Annotated in this window: 15 protein-coding genes and 1 pseudogene; 9 read left to right on the plus strand and 7 right to left on the minus strand. The window is 71.1% G+C overall.

Going from position 1 to position 17,666, the window contains the following annotated elements:
- Positions 1-11: 11 nt before the first annotated feature.
- Positions 12-641 carry an HAD hydrolase-like protein gene (locus tag U8525_RS11915; RefSeq protein ID WP_374264895.1) on the plus strand — a complete coding sequence of 210 codons (630 nt, stop codon included), beginning with the start codon at positions 12-14 and terminating at the stop codon, positions 639-641.
- Positions 642-647: 6 nt separating this feature from the next.
- Here the strand turns inward: U8525_RS11915 and U8525_RS11920 are convergent, their stop codons facing one another.
- The gene (locus tag U8525_RS11920; protein WP_374264897.1) at positions 648-2,096 is read right to left on the minus strand and encodes a M20 family peptidase; all 1,449 of its coding nucleotides are present in this window, start codon (positions 2,094-2,096) and stop codon (positions 648-650) included.
- A gap of 229 nt (positions 2,097-2,325) precedes the next feature.
- Here U8525_RS11920 and U8525_RS11925 point away from each other — a divergent pair.
- The 3 genes and pseudogenes from U8525_RS11925 to U8525_RS11935 all read left to right on the plus strand — a co-directional run.
- A pseudogene (locus U8525_RS11925) lies at positions 2,326-2,631 on the plus strand (CmlA/FloR family chloramphenicol efflux MFS transporter); the annotation flags it as partial.
- Between the two features lie 139 nt (positions 2,632-2,770).
- Positions 2,771-3,316, plus strand: coding sequence for a hypothetical protein (locus U8525_RS11930; RefSeq protein ID WP_374264899.1), 546 nt, complete (start codon positions 2,771-2,773; stop codon positions 3,314-3,316).
- Positions 3,211-4,749 (plus strand): dolichyl-phosphate-mannose--protein mannosyltransferase, encoded by a 1,539-nt coding sequence (locus U8525_RS11935; RefSeq protein ID WP_374264901.1) that lies wholly within the window; start codon positions 3,211-3,213, stop codon positions 4,747-4,749. The genes U8525_RS11930 and U8525_RS11935 overlap by 106 nt, the downstream gene beginning before the upstream one ends.
- Before the next feature lie 42 nt (positions 4,750-4,791).
- On the opposite strand, the gene U8525_RS11940 is transcribed toward U8525_RS11935, so the two are convergent.
- Positions 4,792-6,039, minus strand: coding sequence for a DNRLRE domain-containing protein (locus U8525_RS11940; protein WP_374264903.1), 1,248 nt, complete (start codon positions 6,037-6,039; stop codon positions 4,792-4,794).
- 315 nt (positions 6,040-6,354) lie between these two features.
- Positions 6,355-6,948: a biotin transporter BioY gene (locus U8525_RS11945; RefSeq protein ID WP_374264905.1), complete on the minus strand. Its 594-nt coding sequence runs from the start codon at positions 6,946-6,948 to the stop codon at positions 6,355-6,357.
- Positions 6,949-7,311: 363 nt separating this feature from the next.
- Here U8525_RS11945 and U8525_RS11950 point away from each other — a divergent pair, with 363 nt between their 5' ends.
- Entirely contained in the window at positions 7,312-7,722 is a 411-nt protein-coding gene (locus tag U8525_RS11950) for an MAPEG family protein (RefSeq protein ID WP_374264907.1), read from the plus strand.
- A 13-nt stretch (positions 7,723-7,735) separates the two neighbouring features.
- On the opposite strand, the gene U8525_RS11955 is transcribed toward U8525_RS11950, so the two are convergent.
- Positions 7,736-8,620, minus strand: coding sequence for a LysR substrate-binding domain-containing protein (locus U8525_RS11955; protein WP_374264909.1), 885 nt, complete (start codon positions 8,618-8,620; stop codon positions 7,736-7,738).
- 101 nt (positions 8,621-8,721) lie between these two features.
- On the opposite strand from U8525_RS11955, the gene U8525_RS11960 reads away from it, so the two are divergent.
- The 3 genes from U8525_RS11960 (at position 8,722) to U8525_RS11970 (ending at position 12,684) form a co-directional block, all read left to right on the plus strand.
- A complete protein-coding gene (locus tag U8525_RS11960) occupies positions 8,722-10,353 on the plus strand; it encodes an acetolactate synthase large subunit (protein ID WP_374264911.1) in 1,632 nt (543 codons plus the stop codon).
- A 33-nt stretch (positions 10,354-10,386) separates the two neighbouring features.
- Entirely contained in the window at positions 10,387-11,820 is a 1,434-nt protein-coding gene (locus tag U8525_RS11965) for an aldehyde dehydrogenase family protein (protein ID WP_374264913.1), read from the plus strand.
- 204 nt (positions 11,821-12,024) lie between these two features.
- Complete coding sequence (locus tag U8525_RS11970; RefSeq protein ID WP_374264915.1) at positions 12,025-12,684, plus strand: hypothetical protein; 660 nt, start codon at positions 12,025-12,027, stop codon at positions 12,682-12,684.
- Positions 12,685-12,812: 128 nt separating this feature from the next.
- Here the strand turns inward: U8525_RS11970 and U8525_RS11975 are convergent, their stop codons facing one another.
- The gene (locus tag U8525_RS11975) at positions 12,813-13,544 is read right to left on the minus strand and encodes a hypothetical protein (RefSeq protein ID WP_374264917.1); all 732 of its coding nucleotides are present in this window, start codon (positions 13,542-13,544) and stop codon (positions 12,813-12,815) included.
- A gap of 182 nt (positions 13,545-13,726) precedes the next feature.
- Here U8525_RS11975 and U8525_RS11980 point away from each other — a divergent pair, with 182 nt between their 5' ends.
- Positions 13,727-14,272: an ester cyclase gene (locus tag U8525_RS11980; RefSeq protein ID WP_374264919.1), complete on the plus strand. Its 546-nt coding sequence runs from the start codon at positions 13,727-13,729 to the stop codon at positions 14,270-14,272.
- A gap of 218 nt (positions 14,273-14,490) precedes the next feature.
- On the opposite strand, the gene U8525_RS11985 is transcribed toward U8525_RS11980, so the two are convergent.
- Together U8525_RS11985 and U8525_RS11990 are read right to left on the minus strand one after the other, a co-directional pair.
- Positions 14,491-15,846, minus strand: a complete 1,356-nt coding sequence (locus tag U8525_RS11985; protein WP_374264921.1) for a hypothetical protein — start codon at positions 15,844-15,846, stop codon at positions 14,491-14,493.
- Between the two features lie 139 nt (positions 15,847-15,985).
- Complete coding sequence (locus tag U8525_RS11990) at positions 15,986-17,569, minus strand: amidohydrolase family protein (RefSeq protein WP_374264922.1); 1,584 nt, start codon at positions 17,567-17,569, stop codon at positions 15,986-15,988.
- Positions 17,570-17,666: the final 97 nt, after the last annotated feature.

The raw sequence follows: 17,666 nt of genomic DNA on the forward strand, positions 1-17,666 counted from the left end.
CGAAGGCACCCATGGCATACCGGCTGATCATCTTCGACTTCGACGGGACGCTCGCGGACAGCGCGGGCTGGATGCGCGGCGTCTTCAACGACGTGGCCCGCCGCTACGGCTTCCGCGGCGTCAGCGCGGAGGAGCTGGAAGCGCTGCGCGGCCAGGACACCCGGGCCCTCATCGCGACGCTGGGCGTGCCCAGGTGGAAGCTGCCCTTCATCGCCGCGCACGTGCGCAAGCTCGCGGCGCGCGACGCGCACCGCATCCCGCTCTTCCCGGGCGTGGAGGCGATGCTGGAGCGGTTGCAGGCGCTGGGCATCACCCTGGCCGTGGTGAGCTCCAACGCGGAGGCGAACATCCGGCGCGTGCTCGGGCCGGTGGGCTCCGCGCGCATCCGCCACTACGCCTGTGGCGCGGGCCTCTTCAGCAAGCGCGCGAAGTTCCGGAAGGTGTTGAAGGCCGCCGGCGTGCGCCCCCACGAGGTCCTCTCCGTGGGCGACGAGGTGCGCGACATCGAGGCCGCGGCGGCCGAGGGCATCGCCACCGCAGCGGTGACGTGGGGCTACGCGACGGAGGCGCTGCTGCGCTCGCGCGCGCCCACGGTCGTCTTCACCCACCTCGACGAGCTGCTGCGAACCGTCGCGGCGTAGGCGCGCTCAGCGCGTGGTGTTGCGCAGGTACTGCGCGTAGAAGCGGATGGCGGCGGCGTGCTCCTCGACGGAGAGCCGCTCGTCGCGGCCGTGCATCCGCGTGAGGTCCTCCCGGTTCATCCGCACCGGCACGAAGCGGTAGACGCTGTCGCTCAGCGGATGGAAGTAGCGGGCGTCGGTGGCGGCCACGGTGAGGAAGGGCGCCACCAGCACGTCCGGGAAGACCTGCCGGATGCTGCGCTGCAGCTGATGCCAGCCCTCCGTGTCCAGGCGCGACACCGGCGAGGCCTCATCGCCCTCGACGACCAGCTCCACGCGCTCGTCCTCCACCACCTTGCGCACGTGGCTCCGCACGTCCTCCAGGCTGTCGCCCGGCAGGAGGCGGACGTTGAGCACCGCGCGCGCCTTCGCGGGCAGCACGTTGGGCTTGGGGCTGCCCTCGAGCATGGTGGCCGCGAGGGTGGTGCGGATGCTGGCGTTCGTGGAGGGCGACGCGGCCATCTGCCGCTCGATGAGGGGTGCGAAGAGCCAGGTGTTGGCGAAGAGCAGGCGCATGCCGAAGCCCATCTCCGGCCCCACGTACTCGAAGAGGGCCCGCGTCCCGCCGCGCAGCTCGGGCGGGAAGGGGTTCTGCTCCAGCCGCACGAGCGCCTGGGCCAGGGTGTTCGCGGCCGTCTGCCGGGGCGGCATGGACGCGTGCCCGCCCTCGCTCCGCACCGTCAGCTCCACGCGTCCGGAGCCCTTCTCCGCCACGCCCACCAGCGCCACCGGCGCGGCCACGCCGGGCACCAGCCCCACGCCGATGGGGCCTCCCTCGTCCAGCACCGAAGCCAGGCGCACGCCCCGCTCGCGCAGCAGCGCCGCCACGCGCGCGGCACCGTCCTGCCCGCCCACCTCCTCGTCCGCGCCGAAGGCGAGCATCACCGTGCGGCGGGGTTGGTGGCCCTCGGCGAGCAGGCCCTCCACGGCTTCGAGGATGGCCAGCACGCTGCCCTTGTCGTCCAGCGTCCCGCGCCCGTACACGTAGCCCTCCGCCACGGCGCCGTCGAAGGGCGGGTGGCTCCAGGTGGCCTCCGCCTCCGCGGGCACCACGTCCAGGTGGCCCATCAGCAGCACGGGCGCGAGGTCGGGCTCCGAGCCCTTCCAGGTGTAGAGGTGCGAATGCGCGCCCACGGCCTCGTGCGTGAGCCGCGCGTGCACGCGGGGGAACTGCGCGACGAGCTGGTCATGCAGCGCCTGGAAGGCCGCGTCGTCCGCACCCAGGCCGTCGGACGCGGCGAGGGTCCTGTGCCGCAGCGCCTCGGCGAGGCGGCCCGCGGCCGCGGCGGCATCCACCGGGAAGGGGTCCGCGGGCTCGGCGGAGACCTGTCGTGAACCGAAGCGCAGCGTGCGGGCGACGAGGCCGCCCGCGAGCAGCAGGACGAGTGTCAGCAGGACGAGGAGGGTGCGCTTCATGGGTGGAGGAGTCCCGGAGTGGAGTCCGCCGAGCGTAGCAGTTGGCGCGACATGCAACTTCCACCGCGGCACCCGGGCACCGCGCCGCCAGGATTCCAACAACCAGGTGCTCCCGGCGGGCGGCTCCAGCTCAAGGGCGGGAGGGCTACCCTGCAACGGGAAAGCCAGTCATGAAATACACTCAAGACGACACAGGTGGTGCGGCGCCGTCTCGTCTGGATCCGCTCCGCTGGCGGGGAGCCTCGCGCGCGGCATGCTCCTGCTGCTCCTGGGCGCGGTGTTGCTGACCGTGGGGCAGCTCCTCGCGGCGCCGTCCTTCTGGACGTTCGTCATGCCCATCTGGGTCATCGCGATCGGAATCGTGTTCGCCGCGTCCGTCACCGCCAATGGCGCGCTCCAGGCCTTTGACGCCGTGGCGGGAGCGGCGGTCGCGCTCTCCTTCTGCATCCAGAGCCTCGTCGTCGGCGTCCTGGGGACCTCGATGGTCGTCCTGCTGGACGGTGACACCGCGTGGCCCCTGGTGGGCTATGCGTAGCTCATGGCCGGGGTGACGTTGAGCGGCCTGGCGTACCGGGCTGCTCGCGGGGCGCCACCGAGGCTCTTCCTCGCGTAGCGGTCAGGAGGGGGGCGGCTTGCGGTCCCAGGGCGTGGATGGTGAATTCACGCCCCTTCCGATGAGCACGCATCTTCAGGCCGCCCAGCCCTCTGACCCCTTCCGGACGAAGCTCGATGGCCTGCTTGTCGCGGCGCTCGTGGTGTGGGGGCTCGCGCAGCTCGCGCCGCACCTGGCCCATCCCGCCATCTACAACTGGGACGAGGCGATGCATCAGGCCGCCGCGCGCGGCACGCACGACACGTTCTTCACGCCGCACATCTACAAGGATCCGCTCTACCCGAGCGACATCCGGCACTGGTGGGCCGCGCACATCTGGATGCACAAGCCCACGGGCCCCTTCTGGTTCGGGGCGCTGATGATGTACGTCGTGGGCGTGACGCCGCTCGCGCTGCGGCTGGCCTCGCTCCTGGGCCACCTGGCCGCGGGGGCCGCCATCTACCTCATCGCGCCGCGGCCCGCGGGCCGGACGGCAGGCTGTCGGGCTGCAACGCCGTGGCGGTGGCGCTGCTCTTTCACGCCACCCGGGAGGACTCGTGGCGGTGGGGGCTCGCGGCGGGGGCGGTGGTGGGGCTGGGCTTCCTCTGCAAGACGGGGCTCGCGCTGACGCCGCTGGGCGTGGGCGCGACGCTGTGGGCCCTGAGCCGGCTGCGCTTCTGTCCGGGCCCGCGGCTGCGCACGGTGGTGGCCATGGGGGCCGCGGCCTTCGTGGTGGCCGCGCCGTGGAGCCTCTACTCCGCGTGGCGCTGGCCGGAGCTGCACGACCTGGAGTCGCGCGTCACGCGCGCGCACCTCTTCCAGGATCCGACGGTGGACGTGGGGCCCTGGCGCCGCCCGCTGGACGCCGTCCTCAACGAGGTCAACCGCACCAGCCTCCAGCCCCTCCCGAACGTGGTGCCCCTGGTCGCGTTCTGCTGGCTGCTGGTGCGCGCCGTGCGCAAGCGGGAGCTGGAGACGGTGGGGCTCGCGCTGTGGGTGGGGGCGACGTGGCTCGTCCTGTCGCTGGGCACGGTGAAGGTCCCGGCCATCGCGTGGGGGGCCGTGCCCGCGGTGCTCGCCGCGCTGGCCATCGCGGGCTCGGATGCGCGGCGCCATCCCGCGCTCGCGGCCCTGCTGCTGGCGGGGCTCGCCACGCCGCTGGCCATCGAGCACCTGCCCGCCCTGACCCGGCTGCGCGAGTCGCTTCCCACGTCGTGGGCGCAGACGCGGACCCTCCCGGGGCTCGCCGAGGGGTTGGCGCTCGCCGTCTCCGCGGCGCTGCTGACGGCGGTGGTGTTCCGGCTGGCGCGCAGGCCCGAGTGGATGACCGTGAGGCTGGGCCTCGCGGCGTCGGCGGTGCTCGGCTGGCACCTGGCCATCACGCTGCCGGTGGAGAAGGCGCGCTACCAGGCCGAGCACCTCGACGAGCTGTACGTCAGCTATTCGCGCGAGGTGGGGCGGGCGCTGGCCCGGAACACGCCGAAGCGCAGCGTCATCTTCGCCGCGCTGGACAGGGATCCACCGCTCAACTTCGAGAACCTGAACCTCATGTTCTGGAGCGGGCGCATGGCGTACCGACGGGCGCCGGACGTGGCCCTCGCGCATGAGCGTGGGTATCACCCGTATCTCGTCTCACCGCTCGCGGAGCCGTATGCCCCCGTCCCCGGCGTGCCGCCGCAGGCCGCGCTGCGGGCCTATGACCTGGAGGCGCCGCTGCCCCAGCCCGCGCCGCTGCCCGACGGCATCACGCAGCTGTCCGCGCGGCAGGCGAACCTGGAGGTGCTCGGGTTCGCGTCGCGCGGCGTGGGCCAGGACCTTGAGCGCTACGCCTTCTATGTCCGGGCGCTCGGTCCGCCCCAGCCGCTGCGCGTCGCCTTCCACGGCCCCGACGGCATCGTGGAGCGGGTGCTGGAGCCGGGCGCGACGCTGCGCAGCCCCCAGGCCCTGAGGGGCGCGGCGTGGTTCATCCTGCCCGCGCTGGGCCCGCCCCGCGAGAAGGTGACGCAGCTGGAGTTCGGCACCGTGGGGCAGCGCGTGGCCGTGTCCCCGCCGGCTCCTTGAGTCGGCCGCCAGCGATTGCCGTGGCGGCCGGCTGCGCTCACCTCACGGCGTGACCGTGGGGAGGGTGTAGTAGACGATCAGCCGCGGCAAGCGGGCCGTGGTGTTCGAGTACTCGCGCGAGTCATAGACCGAGCGGCTCCCCGGAGAGTCGAGTCGGAGGGAGACCTGGCCCTCCATGGACAGCGCTTCCTGGATGATTGGCACCAGCAGCGGGCTCGCGTTGACGCCCGCCTGCGTGGTGTACGGCACGGGCTGGCTCGGGAACTGCCAGGAGCCGAGCTCGCAGCTGAAGACGGACGGCTTGGTGTTCCAGGTGAGGCCCGTCTCGCTCCACGCATTGTTGGGGACCCACCGCGTGTAGACATGGGTGTCCGCGCCGGGAGTGGCGTCTCCACCCGAGGACGTGGTCACCAGGACGACGGAGGCCACCTGGATGGTGGGCGGAAGGGCGGAGAGGTCGAAGCGCAGGAAGGTCTCCGCGTCGGCCCGGTCCACGGTCAGGGCCATGGACGAGCCCGCGTTCGCGTTCGAGGTGCTCATCCAGACGGACGCGTCCGCCACGGGGGAGAAGGACGCCGCCTCCAGGTGGGCGGTCACCCGCGGATCCGTGGGCTCGAAGTAGCTGACGACCAGCCGGGGCCGCTCACTGGCGACGCTGTACTCCCGCGAGCGATACACCGTGTGGTAGCCCGGCGACCGCAGGCGGAAGGAGATCCGCCCATCCGAGTCCAGGGCCTGCTGCACGGGCGCCTTCAGCCTCGCGTCGAAGTTGACGCCCAACTGCAAGGGCTTGGGCGTGCTGCTGGGGTTCCAGAGCCACCAGGAGCCCAGCCTGTCACCGGTCACCGCGGGCCGGTTGTTCCAGGTCATGCCTGTCTCGCTCCAGGTGTCGTCCGGCACCAGGTGCGCATAGACGCTGCCGTCACCGCCGGGGGAAGAGCCGTCGTAGGCCAGGGCCTGGAGCATGACCGAGGCGATGTGGGCGCCGGCCGGGATGCCGCTCAGGTTGAAGCGCAGGTAGGTCTCGGCCTTGCTGGAGTCGACGTACAGGTTCTGCGCGGTGCCGAAGTTGGTGCTCGGGTTGGCGGCCCGGACATACGTGTTCGCCTCCGGCTCCAGGATGATTTGCTTTGGCGTGGGCGTCGTGAGGAGCGGAGCGGGCCTGACATGTGTCGATGGGGCTGGCTCCCGCCGTGCTTCGCCGCCATCACAACCAGGGACGAGCCCCGCGATGAGCGGCGTGATGAGGAGGGAGCGCGGGGACTGCTTCCACGGGGATACAAGGTGCATGCAATGGCACTCGACGGTACGCGCGCCGGTCCTTTCCGGCGCGACGCGCAGGCCTTGAGCAACCCCCGCGCCAGGGCGGGAGCGGTGCCAGAACCTCAGTGGAGACAAGCGCTTGCGCGGCGGAGCGCCTCGCGGCGGCGCCCGCGTCGGGGAGGAACGTGCCAGAATCGGCACGCGCGCGAGCACGCCCAGCGGACGCGGGTGTCATGGGGCTCAGTTCACGGGGCAGCGCCTCCACGGCGGCCTTGAGGAAGCTACAGGCGCGCGCCTGGACGCACGGGCCGCCGTGCCCCGGGATGAAACCGGCGGACTTCGTCAGGCCGCGCGCGGCCGCGTGTATCTCCAGGCGAGGGGAATGAGCGCGCCCGCGATGGCGGCCTTGAGCAGACCTCCTGGGATGAAGGGAAGCGCGCCCTTCTGGAAGGCCGTGGTGAGGTCGAGCCCGGTCTTCACCTGGAGCCAGGACACCCCAATGGCCAGGACGAGGAGCTGGCCCGCGAGGAAGAGCGGGCCCGCCGTCCACCACCGCCGGTCGTAGCCGTGGCGCGCCGCGAGGCCCACGAGGAACGCGGCGGGGAGGAAGCCCACCAGGAAGCCACCGGTGGGCCCGATGAGCGCGCTCCAGCCGCTGGCCCCTTTCGCGAAGAAGGGCAGCCCCACCGCGCCCAGCAGGAGATAGGCGGCCTGTGCCGCCAGGCCCCGGCCCGGCCCGAGCGCCGCCGCCGTGAGGACGACCGCGAGCGTCTGTCCCGTGATGGGCACCGGCGACCGGGGCACCGAGACGGCGACCTGGGCGAGCAGCGCGGTGAGCAGCGCCGCGCCCAGGACGAGCGCAGCCTCCTGGGCGCGTGTCCGCGCGAGGTGGTCCGACAGGACGTGAGGAGAGGACGTCGGGGGGAGGGGAGCCACGGGCCGATGCTCGGCGAGGACGTAGGCAGGTGCAAGGACCGCGGACTCAAGGACGTGGCGTCATCCTGGCGACCAGCGCACGCAGGGCGGAGGCCACGGCGTCCGGGCGCTCGACGCAGTGGAAGTGCGCGGCGCCCTCCACCCATCGGTGGAGGAGGTGCGGCCCCTGGAATGCGGGCTGCGACCGGGGAGTCTGCTGGACGATATGGCCCCCGGCGCGCTGATGATTCGGGCAGGGGATGACGCTGGGTTATCGCGAAGAACGGCGCACGCCAGCTCGCGTCCGCGGCCAGGCGCACCGCCCGAGGTCATGCGAGAATCGTGATCGCCCGCTCAACCTTCTCGCGGTCGGAGGCCCTCGCTTTGACGAACCCCCTGCTCGGCACGCTCTCCCTGGTCTCCGTGACGTCGCTCTATGCCGCGCTCAATGCCTTCCTCACGGTGGGGCTCTCCGCCAACGTCAGCCGCGTGCGCACCCAGCACAAGGTGTTCCGCGGCGACGGAGGACATGCCGGCCTGAGTGCCGCCATCCGCGCGCATGGCAACAACATCGAGCAGGTTCCCCTGACGCTCATCCTGCTGCTGTTGGCCGAGCTGGGCGGTGGAAACCCGACGGCGCTCCATGTCTTCGGCGGCGCGCTGCTCGTCGCGCGTCTGGCGCATGCGTTCGGGATGCTCCGTGGGAGCCCCGTCCAGGCGTTCGGCGCGGTGCTGACCCTGGCCGTGCAGCTGGGGTTGGCGGGGTGGGTGCTCTGGCTGCGGCCCTGGAGCTGAGCCTCGGTGGGCTTCAGCCCGCGTCCTCCCTCGCCCGCGCGCGGACCTCCGCCGCGAACAGCTCCGCCGCGGGCGTGCGGGGGGCGCCCTTGCGCCAGAGGAGCGCCGCCAGCTCCGACCGGGGCGCGGGGGACAGCCGCTTCACCACCAGCCGCTCCGCGTCCGCGAGGCGCGGCGCGGGCAGCACCGTGACGGCGAGGCCCGCGCGGACGATGGCCAGCACGGTGGCCACCGCGTTCGACTCGAGCGCCACGCGAGGCGCGAACCGCATCGCCGCGAAGTGCGCGTCCACGCGGGCGCGCACCCGCAGGCCGCGGGACAGCAGCGCGAAGGGCTCCTCCGCCAACTGCTTCACGCCCACGGACTCCGCGCCCGCCAGCGCATGGCCGCGTGCGACGACGAGCGCCAGCCGGCTGTCGAAGACGGGCTCCGTGTCCAGGTCCGGAAGGCGCGCGGGGGCGTAGCCGAGGCCCACGTCCAGCCTTCCCGCCGCCAGCTGCCGCTCCAGCTTCCGGACCACGGCCTCCTGCGCGCTCAGCGCCAGCCTGGGGTGCCTGCGGAGCACCGCCGTCAACGCCGGTACCACGAGGCCGCGCATGCTCGGGGGATAGCCCACGCGCAGCGCCCCCGTGGCGAGCCCCCGCAGCGCGCCCACCGCGGACACGCCCGCGTTCACGTCCTCCAGCGCGCGGGAGGCATAGGTGCGGAACAACTCCCCCGCCTGCGTGAGCCGCACCCCGGTGCGGGCCCGCTCGAAGAGGGGCGCGCCGACCTCCTCCTCCAACTGGTGGATTTGATGCGACAGCGTGGGCTGGGAGACGTGCAGCCGCCTCGCGGCGCGCCCGAAGTGCAGCGCGTCTGCGACGGCCGAGAAGTAGCGGAGGTGTCGGAGCTCCATCGCGCCATCATAGATGCCATCTATCGAGCCGATGAAAACAGACGAATGTACGCATCGAGGCCCCCGGGTACATCTTCCGTGTCACCGGAGGAGAGGCACCCATGAAGGCATCGGAGCTGTTCGTGAAGGCGCTCGAAGCGGAGGGCGTGCGCTGTGTCTACGGGCTTCCCGGCGAGGAGAACCTGGACCTCGTCGAGGCCATGCGCGCCGCGGGCATGCGCCTCGTCGTCACGCGCCACGAGCAGGCGGCCGGGTTCATGGCCGCCACGCAAGGCAGGCTCACCGGGCGCGCGGGCGTGTGTCTGGCGACGCTGGGGCCGGGGGCCACCAACCTGGTCACCGCCGCCGCGTACGCGCAGCTCGGCGCGATGCCCATGGTGATGCTCACCGGCCAGAAGCCCATCAAGGTCAGCAAGCAGGGGCACTTCCAGATTGTCGATGTCGTCGGGATGATGCGGCCGCTCACCAAGTCCACCCGCACGCTTGTCTCCGCGGAGCACGTGCCCTCGGCGGTCCGCGAGGCCTTCCGCCGCGCGGAGGAGGAGCGCCCCGGCGCCACCCACCTGGAGCTGCCCGAGGACGTGGCGCGCGAGTCCACCGAGGCCATGCCCCTGTCGCCGGGTGTCCTTCGAAGGCCGGTGGCGGACGAGGCGTCCATCGCGCAGGCGGTGGAGGCGCTCGCCGCGGCCCGCCGTCCGCTGCTGATGATTGGCGCGGGGGCCAACCGCAAGCTGACGTCGGAGATGCTCCGCGCCTTCGTGGACCGCGTGGGGTTGCCCTTCTTCAGCACGCAGATGGGCAAGGGCGTGGTGGATGAAACGCACCCGCTGTGGATGGGCACCGCGGCGCTGTCCGACGGCGACTTCGTCCACCGCGCCATCGAGGCCTCGGACTGCATCCTCAACGTGGGCCATGACGTCATCGAGAAGCCCCCGTTCGTCATGCGCGCCGGCCGCCGCACGGTCATCCACCTGAACTTCTCCTCGGCGGAGGTCGACCCCGTGTACTTCCCGCAGGTGCAGGTGACGGGAGACCTGGCCAACGCCGTGTGGCGCATCGCGGAGGGCGTGGGGCCGCGCTCGCACTGGGACTTCACGCCCTTCGAGCGGGCGCGAGCGGGGCTGGACGCGCAGTTCGTGAGCGGCGCCGGGGACGACCGTTTCCCCCTCTACCCCGCGCGGCTCGTCGCGGAGGTGCGCCGCGCCCTGCCGGACGACGGCGTCGTGTGTCTGGACAACGGCATGTACAAGTTGTGGTTCGCCCGCTACTACCGCTGCCGCCGGCCCAACACGCTGCTGCTCGACAACGCGCTCGCGACGATGGGCGCGGGCCTGCCGTCCGCCATCGCCGCGAAGCTCGTCCACCCCCGACGCAAGGTGGTGGCCGTCTGCGGTGACGGCGGGTTCATGATGAACTCGCAGGAGCTGGAGACGGCGGTGCGCCTGAAGCTCGACCTGACCGTGGTCGTGGTTCGCGACGACGGCTTCGGGATGATCCGTTGGAAGCAGGAGGAGATGGGCCTGCCCGAGTTCGGCATGAAGTTGGGCAACCCGGACTTCGTCCGCTACGCGGAGGCCTACGGCGCACGCGGCCACCGCCCGGCGAGCGCCACCGAGTTCGGCGCCACGCTCGCGCGCTGCCTGGAGTCGGGCGGCGTGCACGTCATCGACCTGCCCATTGATTACACGGACACCGCGCGGGCGCTCGGTGCCGGACCCCTGGTGGAGTCGTGAGCCATGGGCAGACATCTGAAAGCGAGGACCCCCATGCTGGCTGAGCGCTACCCATACTATCTGGCCAACCGCCCGAGGCAGCCCAACGCGGAGCTGGCCGTCACCGACAAGTATTCGGGAGAGGTCGTCGCGCACGTGGCCGTCGCGGACGCGGCCGCCGTGGAGGAGGCCATCGCCGCGGCGGTGCGAGCCTCGGAGCCGATGCGCAAGCTGGCGCCCTACGCCCGGCAGCAGGTGCTGGAGCACTGCGTGCGCCGCTTCCAGGAGCGGGCGGAGGCGTTCGCGCTCGCCCTCTGCGTCGAGGCGGGCAAGCCGCTGCGCGACGCGCGGGCGGAGGTCTCCCGCCTCATCGAGACCTTCAAGGCCGCGGCCGAGGAGGCGGTGCGCGGAGGCGGCGAGGTCCTCAACCTGGAGGTGTCACCGCGCGCCGCGGGCTACCGGGGCTTCACGCAGCGGGTGCCGGTGGGCCCGTGCTCGTTCATCACGCCGTTCAACTTCCCGCTCAACCTGGTGGCGCACAAGGTGGCGCCGGCCATCGCCGCGGGCTGCCCCTTCGTGCTCAAGCCGTCGGACCGCACGCCGGTGAGCGCGCTGCTCATGGCGGAGGTGCTCGCGGAGACGGCCCTGCCCGAAGGCGCCTTCTCCGTGTTGCCCACGCGCCTGGAGGCCGTGGGCCCCTTCATCGAGGACGACCGGTTGAAGCTCCTGTCGTTCACGGGTTCGGAGAAGGTGGGCTGGGACTTGAAGGCGCGCGCGGGCCGCAAGAAGGTGGTGCTGGAGCTGGGCGGCAACGCGGCCTGCGTGGTGGACGCGGATCAGGCCGGGCGCCTGGACTTCGTCGCGGACCGCATCGCGCAGGGCGCCTTCTTCCAGGCGGGGCAGAGCTGCATCTCGGTGCAGCGCGTGTTCGCGCATGAGTCGCTGTACGACGGCCTGCGGGAGCGGCTTGTCGCGCGGGCGAAGGCCCTGCGCGCGGGCAACCCCCGGGATGAAGCCACCACGCTCGGGCCGATGATTGACGAGCCCGCGGCGCGGCGGCTGGAGGGGTGGATTCAGCAGGCCGTGGAGCGAGGGGCCCGGGTGCTGACGGGAGGAGGGCGGCGCGGCGCGCTGCTCGACGCCACCGTGCTGGAGGGCGTGCCCGAAGACGCGGCGCTGTGCGCGGAGGAGGCCTTCGGCCCGGTCGTGGTGCTCCAGTCGTTCCGCGACTTCGACGAAGCCCTGCGTCACGTGAACGCCAGCGGCTACGGCCTCCAGGCAGGGCTCTTCACGCAGGACCTGTCCCGGGCGATGCGGGCCTGGGATGAGCTGGAGGTGGGCGGAGTTGTCGTCGGTGACGTGCCCAGCTTCCGGGTCGACACCATGCCCTACGGTGGCGTGAAGGGGTCCGGGCTGGGGCGCGAGGGCGTGAAGTACGCGATGGAGGACATGACGGAGGTGCGGCTGCTGGTGCTCCGCCAGGGGTGAAGGCCATCCCAGGGGGCACCCCCGCCTCGCGTGCTTCGTCCCCAGCCGAGGCGACGAGGCGTCCGGGAGGTCGTGCGGGCCGGCCTGCATGTCAGCGTCCTGGAGGCCCGGAAGCGCTTGGGCGGCCGCATTGAAGCCGCCTGGGGCAGTAGAGTCCGCCGGAGCCGGGCGGGCCCTCCTTCCGCCCCCTGAAAGGACTCCGCCGTGATGCTCTTGAAGGCTGTCGTCGTCCTGGCCCTGGCTGCGGCCCCTCCCGCGAAGCCGGCGGCGAGCGCGGGTTGTGCCACCACGAACATCGAGACCGCGCTCCAGCACCTGGCGGCACACCTCAAGACGGCCGTGGCGTCCGCGTCGAAGGACGATTCGGTGGACAACTCCGCGATGTACTTCGCCGAGGAGGCGGTGGGGCAGGAATGGACGGTCCGCGACGTGCCCAATGGCTACATGGCCGTGGGGAATGATTCCTTCACGGCTTATGAGGCCGCCCTCTTCAAGAATCCGGAGGGCTACCACCTGGTGCTCGTGGGCACCGGGGACTCGGTGGTCAACACCGCCGTCTACCGCTGCGACAAGTCAGGCCTGACGCTCGAGAGGGACGCCCTGGAGGTCCCCCTCGCGAAGGCCATCGAGCTCTACGCCAACGCGGGGCTCATCGCGCCCAAAGGCAAACCCGGGCTGACCACGAAGGACCTCAAGGATTGGGGCGGCTCCATCCTGGCCTACCACCCGCCCCGGAAGGGCCGGGTCATCCGCATCACGTCCTATGTGGATGAGCCGAGCTCCGCCTATGGCAAGGAGCTGGGCACCATCGAGTACGTCCAGTCGAGGTTCCAGGTCGTCCCGGCCAAGAAGAAGGCGCGCTGACGACCGGAGGGCCCACCACCGACGGTGGGCCCCCGGCAGGCTGTGACAGGAATGGCCACGCGTAGAGCTGCAATCGTGGCGAATCCTGTTACACGCGGAAACTCATGAGTCCTGACGCAGCGCCGACATCAAGGGGTGCGCGCCACCTTCTGGAGGGTGAAGCTCTGCATCCCCTCTCCCTGAAGGGACACCTCCCGGAGCGCGCTTGCCTTGGAGTTGACGCCTTCAGGCTGGAAGGTGACGAGGTCCACCGCGGCCGACAGGGTGCGGTCGGGGAAGCGGACGGGCCGGGGGAACGGAAAATCCAGGCCGGGCGTGCACGTCTCTCCGTTGGGCCCGGCGATGACGCCGTGGCCGCTGCCCCACTTCCCGGGGAAGGCCACGAGCCGGGCGAACTGTGTGTTGCTCGCGAGGCCCGCCGGGCCCCCGGGGCTCTCCGGGACGGGCGCCACGCCGAAGCGTTCGAAGGCCAGCTGTCCGCCGACGTAGCCCCGCACGGTGTAGGTGGAGGCCCCGTGCACCGAGGCGTCCACGTAGATGGCGCCCTGGCTCTCCGCCTTCGAGTGCGCGACGGCCACCCGCTCCAGCAGCTCCGACGTGCCGTCCGGCTGGGCCCCGATGAAGGTCAGCAGCATCCGGCTGTTCGCGTCTGGCTCCAGGGGGCTCAGCCACGCATCCCAGCCGGTGGCGCCCTCCAGGTGAAGGCTCACTCCCGCCTGCTTTCCATCCACGCTCTTGACGAGCAGCCCCTCGTTCGTGGCGGACAGCTGTGAGGCGTCGAGCGGGCAGCTCTCCACGCCGGAGAACCACGTGCAGCCGTCGCCCGTCGCGTCCCTGGCGATGCCCGGCGATGCGGCCAACAGCAGCCCGACGCCGACTCCGAGTCCGAGTGCATTACAAGTGAGTGAGCCGCGGTTCTTCCAGCGCATGTCCATGGGATTGCTCCGTGGAGGGGGTTGGGGGACTGCGCTGGAAATTGATTGCACGGGCCGTGCCTCCGCCAGGGCCGGGCCCGTAAGCTGGGGCGCTCCACGGAGGCCGCATGCTCACGGAGCAGGTCCGCAAGGCACGACAGAAGCTGGTGTTGGCGCACTTCCACGACGAGGTGAGGCAGGACTGGGACGCCGTCCTATCGACCTTCCCGCACCCGCATTACGAGCTCATCCCCACCCTGACGGTCCACGACGGCAACAGCGCGGTGCGCGACTACTACCGCGAAACCCGCGTGGCCTTCCCGGACCAGCACCACGAAATCATCTCGCTGCGGCACAGCGATGATGCCGTCATCGTGGAGTTCTGGCTCATGGGCACCCACCTGGGGCCGCTGGGCCAGATTCCCGCCACGGGCAACAAGTTCCGGGTGCGCATGTCGGCGTACTTCATCTTCGACGCGTCCGAGACGCTGGTGTGCGAGCGCGTCTACTTCGACACCCTCAGCATCCTCAAACAGCTCGTCGGCGGGCTCGACATGAAGGACCCGAGGAACTGGCTGCTCGCCGCGCGGTGCCTCAAGGGCCTCCTGGCGATGTCCGGCGACAAGCCCGTGCCCATCCTCACCCAGACGACCCCGCCCGTCTTCACCGACTGACGCGGCCTCTGAAGGTCAGGAGAAGGAGATGCGCGGCATTCCATGGTCCGTGTGCGCTTGGGAGGTGAGGCTTTGATGGGGTGAAAGAGGCCGCATTGAAGGACAACGGTCACTGCACCCGAGCGCTCTACCACAACACCTGCCAGGTCCTTCAAAGCCTCGCATCCGGCGTGAGGAGCCTGGCACCCGTGCTCGGTGCCAGGCTTCAGGCCGCACGGCTACAGCCCCGTGCTCTGGAGCAGCACGCGCGCGTTCTCGTCTGGGAAGAACCCGGATGAATGGATGTTCGCGTCCGTGACGAAGGCCTTGTCGCCCAGGATGGCCAGCTTCGGTCCGGTGGTGGAGCGGATGAACAGCGGTACCGCCAGCTGCGTCTCCGGCCAACGCACCATGCCGTCCGTGCCGAACGACGTGTCCAGGTCGCCGTTGGCCAGGAGGCGGAAGAGGACAGGCTTCGCGTACACGTCCGCGAAGATGAGGATCTTCCCGTCCGCCTGGATCCGCAGGCCGCTGACGTCCACCACATCCAGCACGCCCGCGGGCGCGGTGAGCTCCCTCACTCCCGCCGGGCCGAAGGTGACGTCCGGCTGACCGTCCGCTGTGTACGCCACCAGCTTGAGCACGCCGTGCATTTCACCGCCGACCTTCACGTCCTGGCGCTCGCCCGCGAGCAGGAAGCCGCCATTCGGCCGCGCCACCAGGGCGTGAGCCTGGCCGCCTTCGCTCTTCGCGAGGCCAGAGGTGCCGAACGTCATGTCCTGGCTGCCACTGGAGGTGATGCGCACGGCCGCGAAGTCGTTCCCTCCCCCCAGCACGACGCTGGAGCCCTGGAGCACCATGCCCTGCACGGACTCCGCGTTCGTGTACGCGCCGCCAATCCAGCTGCCGGACGGGCTGCCCGCGGACTTGAACGTCGTGTCGAGCGAGCCGTTCGCGTTGTAGCGGATGAGCGCGAAGTCCTCGTCGAGTCCGTCGGACTTGGTCAGGAACCCGCCGACGTAGAAGCGGCCGTCTGCCAGCGGCAGGATGGCGCGGACGGTGCCGACGAAGTCGACGGCGTTCTCCTCGCCGAAGTGCAGGCGCGAGCGGCCCGTCTTGTTGAAGCCCGTGTCCAGTTGGCCGTTGGCCTGGAGCTTCACCACCGCGAAGTCGCGCGAATCCGTCTTGCTGCCACCCCGCGCGAAGCCCGCGACCAGGATGCTGCCATCCTCGAGCACCGCCACCGTGTCCGCGCGGTCGTCCTGCTCCCGCTGGCCGGAGATGGGGCCCTCGGCGGGACCCTCGAAGTCCAGCACCACCGAGCCCTGCGTGCCGAAGGACGTGTCCACTTCCCCCGACGCGGTGTAGCGCCGCACGAGCATGTCCACGCCCGTCGTCGCCAGGTTCACCTCGGTGGAGCCCACCACGATGAGGCCGCCCTTGGACACCGCCAGCGCCCGGCCTTCCTCCGCGGGGAGCTTCGTGCCGGCGTCCGGCTGCGTCCCCGCGTCCGAGGACGGTTCGTCGTCAGGGGCGTTGTCGTCGCCCCCGCAGGCCCCGCCGCCCACGAGCAGGGCGCTCGCCGCCAGTGCCACCCATCCAGCCTTCCGTACGCAGTGAAACATTTGAAATGTCCCTTCCGGCCGGTCCAGTACCGCCGCCGCACCGGGGTTACGCCGTCAGGGGCATTTATTTCCGGCCCGGCGGGGAGGGTGCCGCCGCGCCGGACCTGTTTCACGCATAGTCCTTCCGCAGCCGTTGTTTCAGGGTGTCATCCAGGTTGAGCTGCGCTGAGACGAGCGCCCAGTAGTCCTGCCCACTCACCGTCGGAGGATCGAGCGCGATGCGCTCGGCCACCTGTTGGAGGTCGGTGGTGAACTCGACAGCGGCGGGGCCGGTGGCGAAGACCTCCTGCGGCTCATTGTCGAGCACGAGCACGAAGGGCTTGGGGGCGCCCGGCCCGAGCAGCTCGCGCTCGTCGTGTTCCATCCGTCGCTGGAAGGCCGGCAGGTCCGCCATGGCGTCGTCGAGCAGGGCGCGCGCGGCTTCGAAGCCCAGGTCGTTGAGCGGGGAGTCGTCCGCCCACAGGTGGAAGGCCTTCGCGACGCCGTCGACGGCCCAGGGCTCGGGGGGATGGCTCCGGTTGAAGGCGAGCCGTTCCATCAGCGCGCGGTCTCCGAAGCGGGCCACGCCATCCACGGTGACGAGGCGCACCTGCTTCTCCGTGGCGCCAATCAACGTGTCATAGGGGTCGCCATCGGCGCCCGCGATGACCAGCAGGTCCGCGAGGGCATGGGCCCGGAGCGTGCCCACCTGTGTCTCCCAGCCTGCGACCCGGGCGGCGTCCGCCGTCACCGAGCACACCAGGGTCCGGGAGGGCAGGGACACGCCCTGCCGCTCCGCTTCATGGCGCGCGACCTTCAATTCCTGGAGCAGGTTCTTGCTGCCGGTGGGAGACCAATCACAGCCGAGGGAGAACGTCACGCCCGAGTCGAGCAGGTCCCGCAGCGCCAAGGTCTGCCCATACAACAGCAGGTTGCTGAAGGGGGACCACACGACCTTGGCGCCACGGGTGGCCATCGTGTCCAGGTCCGGGCGCCGCAATCCCAGACAATGGATGCCGACCAGGGATGGTTGGACGAGGTCATGGTCCGCCAGGTCGAGGTAGCGGTGATGGGCATAGTCATCCACGCCTTCGCCCAGGTGGTAGAAGTACGCGGCGCGGGATTCCAGTGCGTCGCGGAAGGACTCGATGTCCGCGGTGTCGTCATGCAGGTCCATCACCCGGGTGCTGCCCGCGGGCAGGTGGTCGTCGTGGGGCTCCTCGACGTTGCGGATGGCGCCTCGGAAGAGGGCTTCGCCGCCAGACACGCGGGTCCGGATGCCCTGGCCCGTGGTCGTGCCGGCGAGCAGCGCCTTGGCTTCGATGTAGCGGACGACGGCGCGGGCGGATGGCGCGTGGTCCGCGAGCACGCGGATGGGCAGGGAGATGCGCGGGGCGTAGTCCGCGTGGCGCGGCCACTGGGTGCGATTGAGGTAGCGCTTCGGCACGTGCCACAGCGTGAGCACGTCGTAGACGAAGTGGTTGTGCAGGTCGATGAGCCCTGGATACAGCGTCCCCCCGGTGTCGATGCGGAGGGCGTCCCGGAAGGCCTCGGGGAGGGGGCCGCCCGACGGCTCGACCGCGACGATGCGGCTGCCACGGACGAGGACGCGCCCGCGTTCAATCACTTCATCCCGGGAGTTGAGCGTCACCACCCGGCCTTCCAGGACGTAGCGAGGGGGCTCAGCGGTAGGGTTGGATGCTCGGGTGGTCATGGCTCGCCTCGTGGCGAAAGGCCTCCCGGAAATCCGTTTGGATCATCCCGCCTGATGCCGGGAGGAAGCACCGGCGAGCCCAGGCTCTTGAAGATAG

Source organism: Corallococcus sp. RDP092CA (assembly GCF_041903675.1).
Classification (GTDB): Bacteria; Myxococcota; Myxococcia; order Myxococcales; family Myxococcaceae; genus Corallococcus.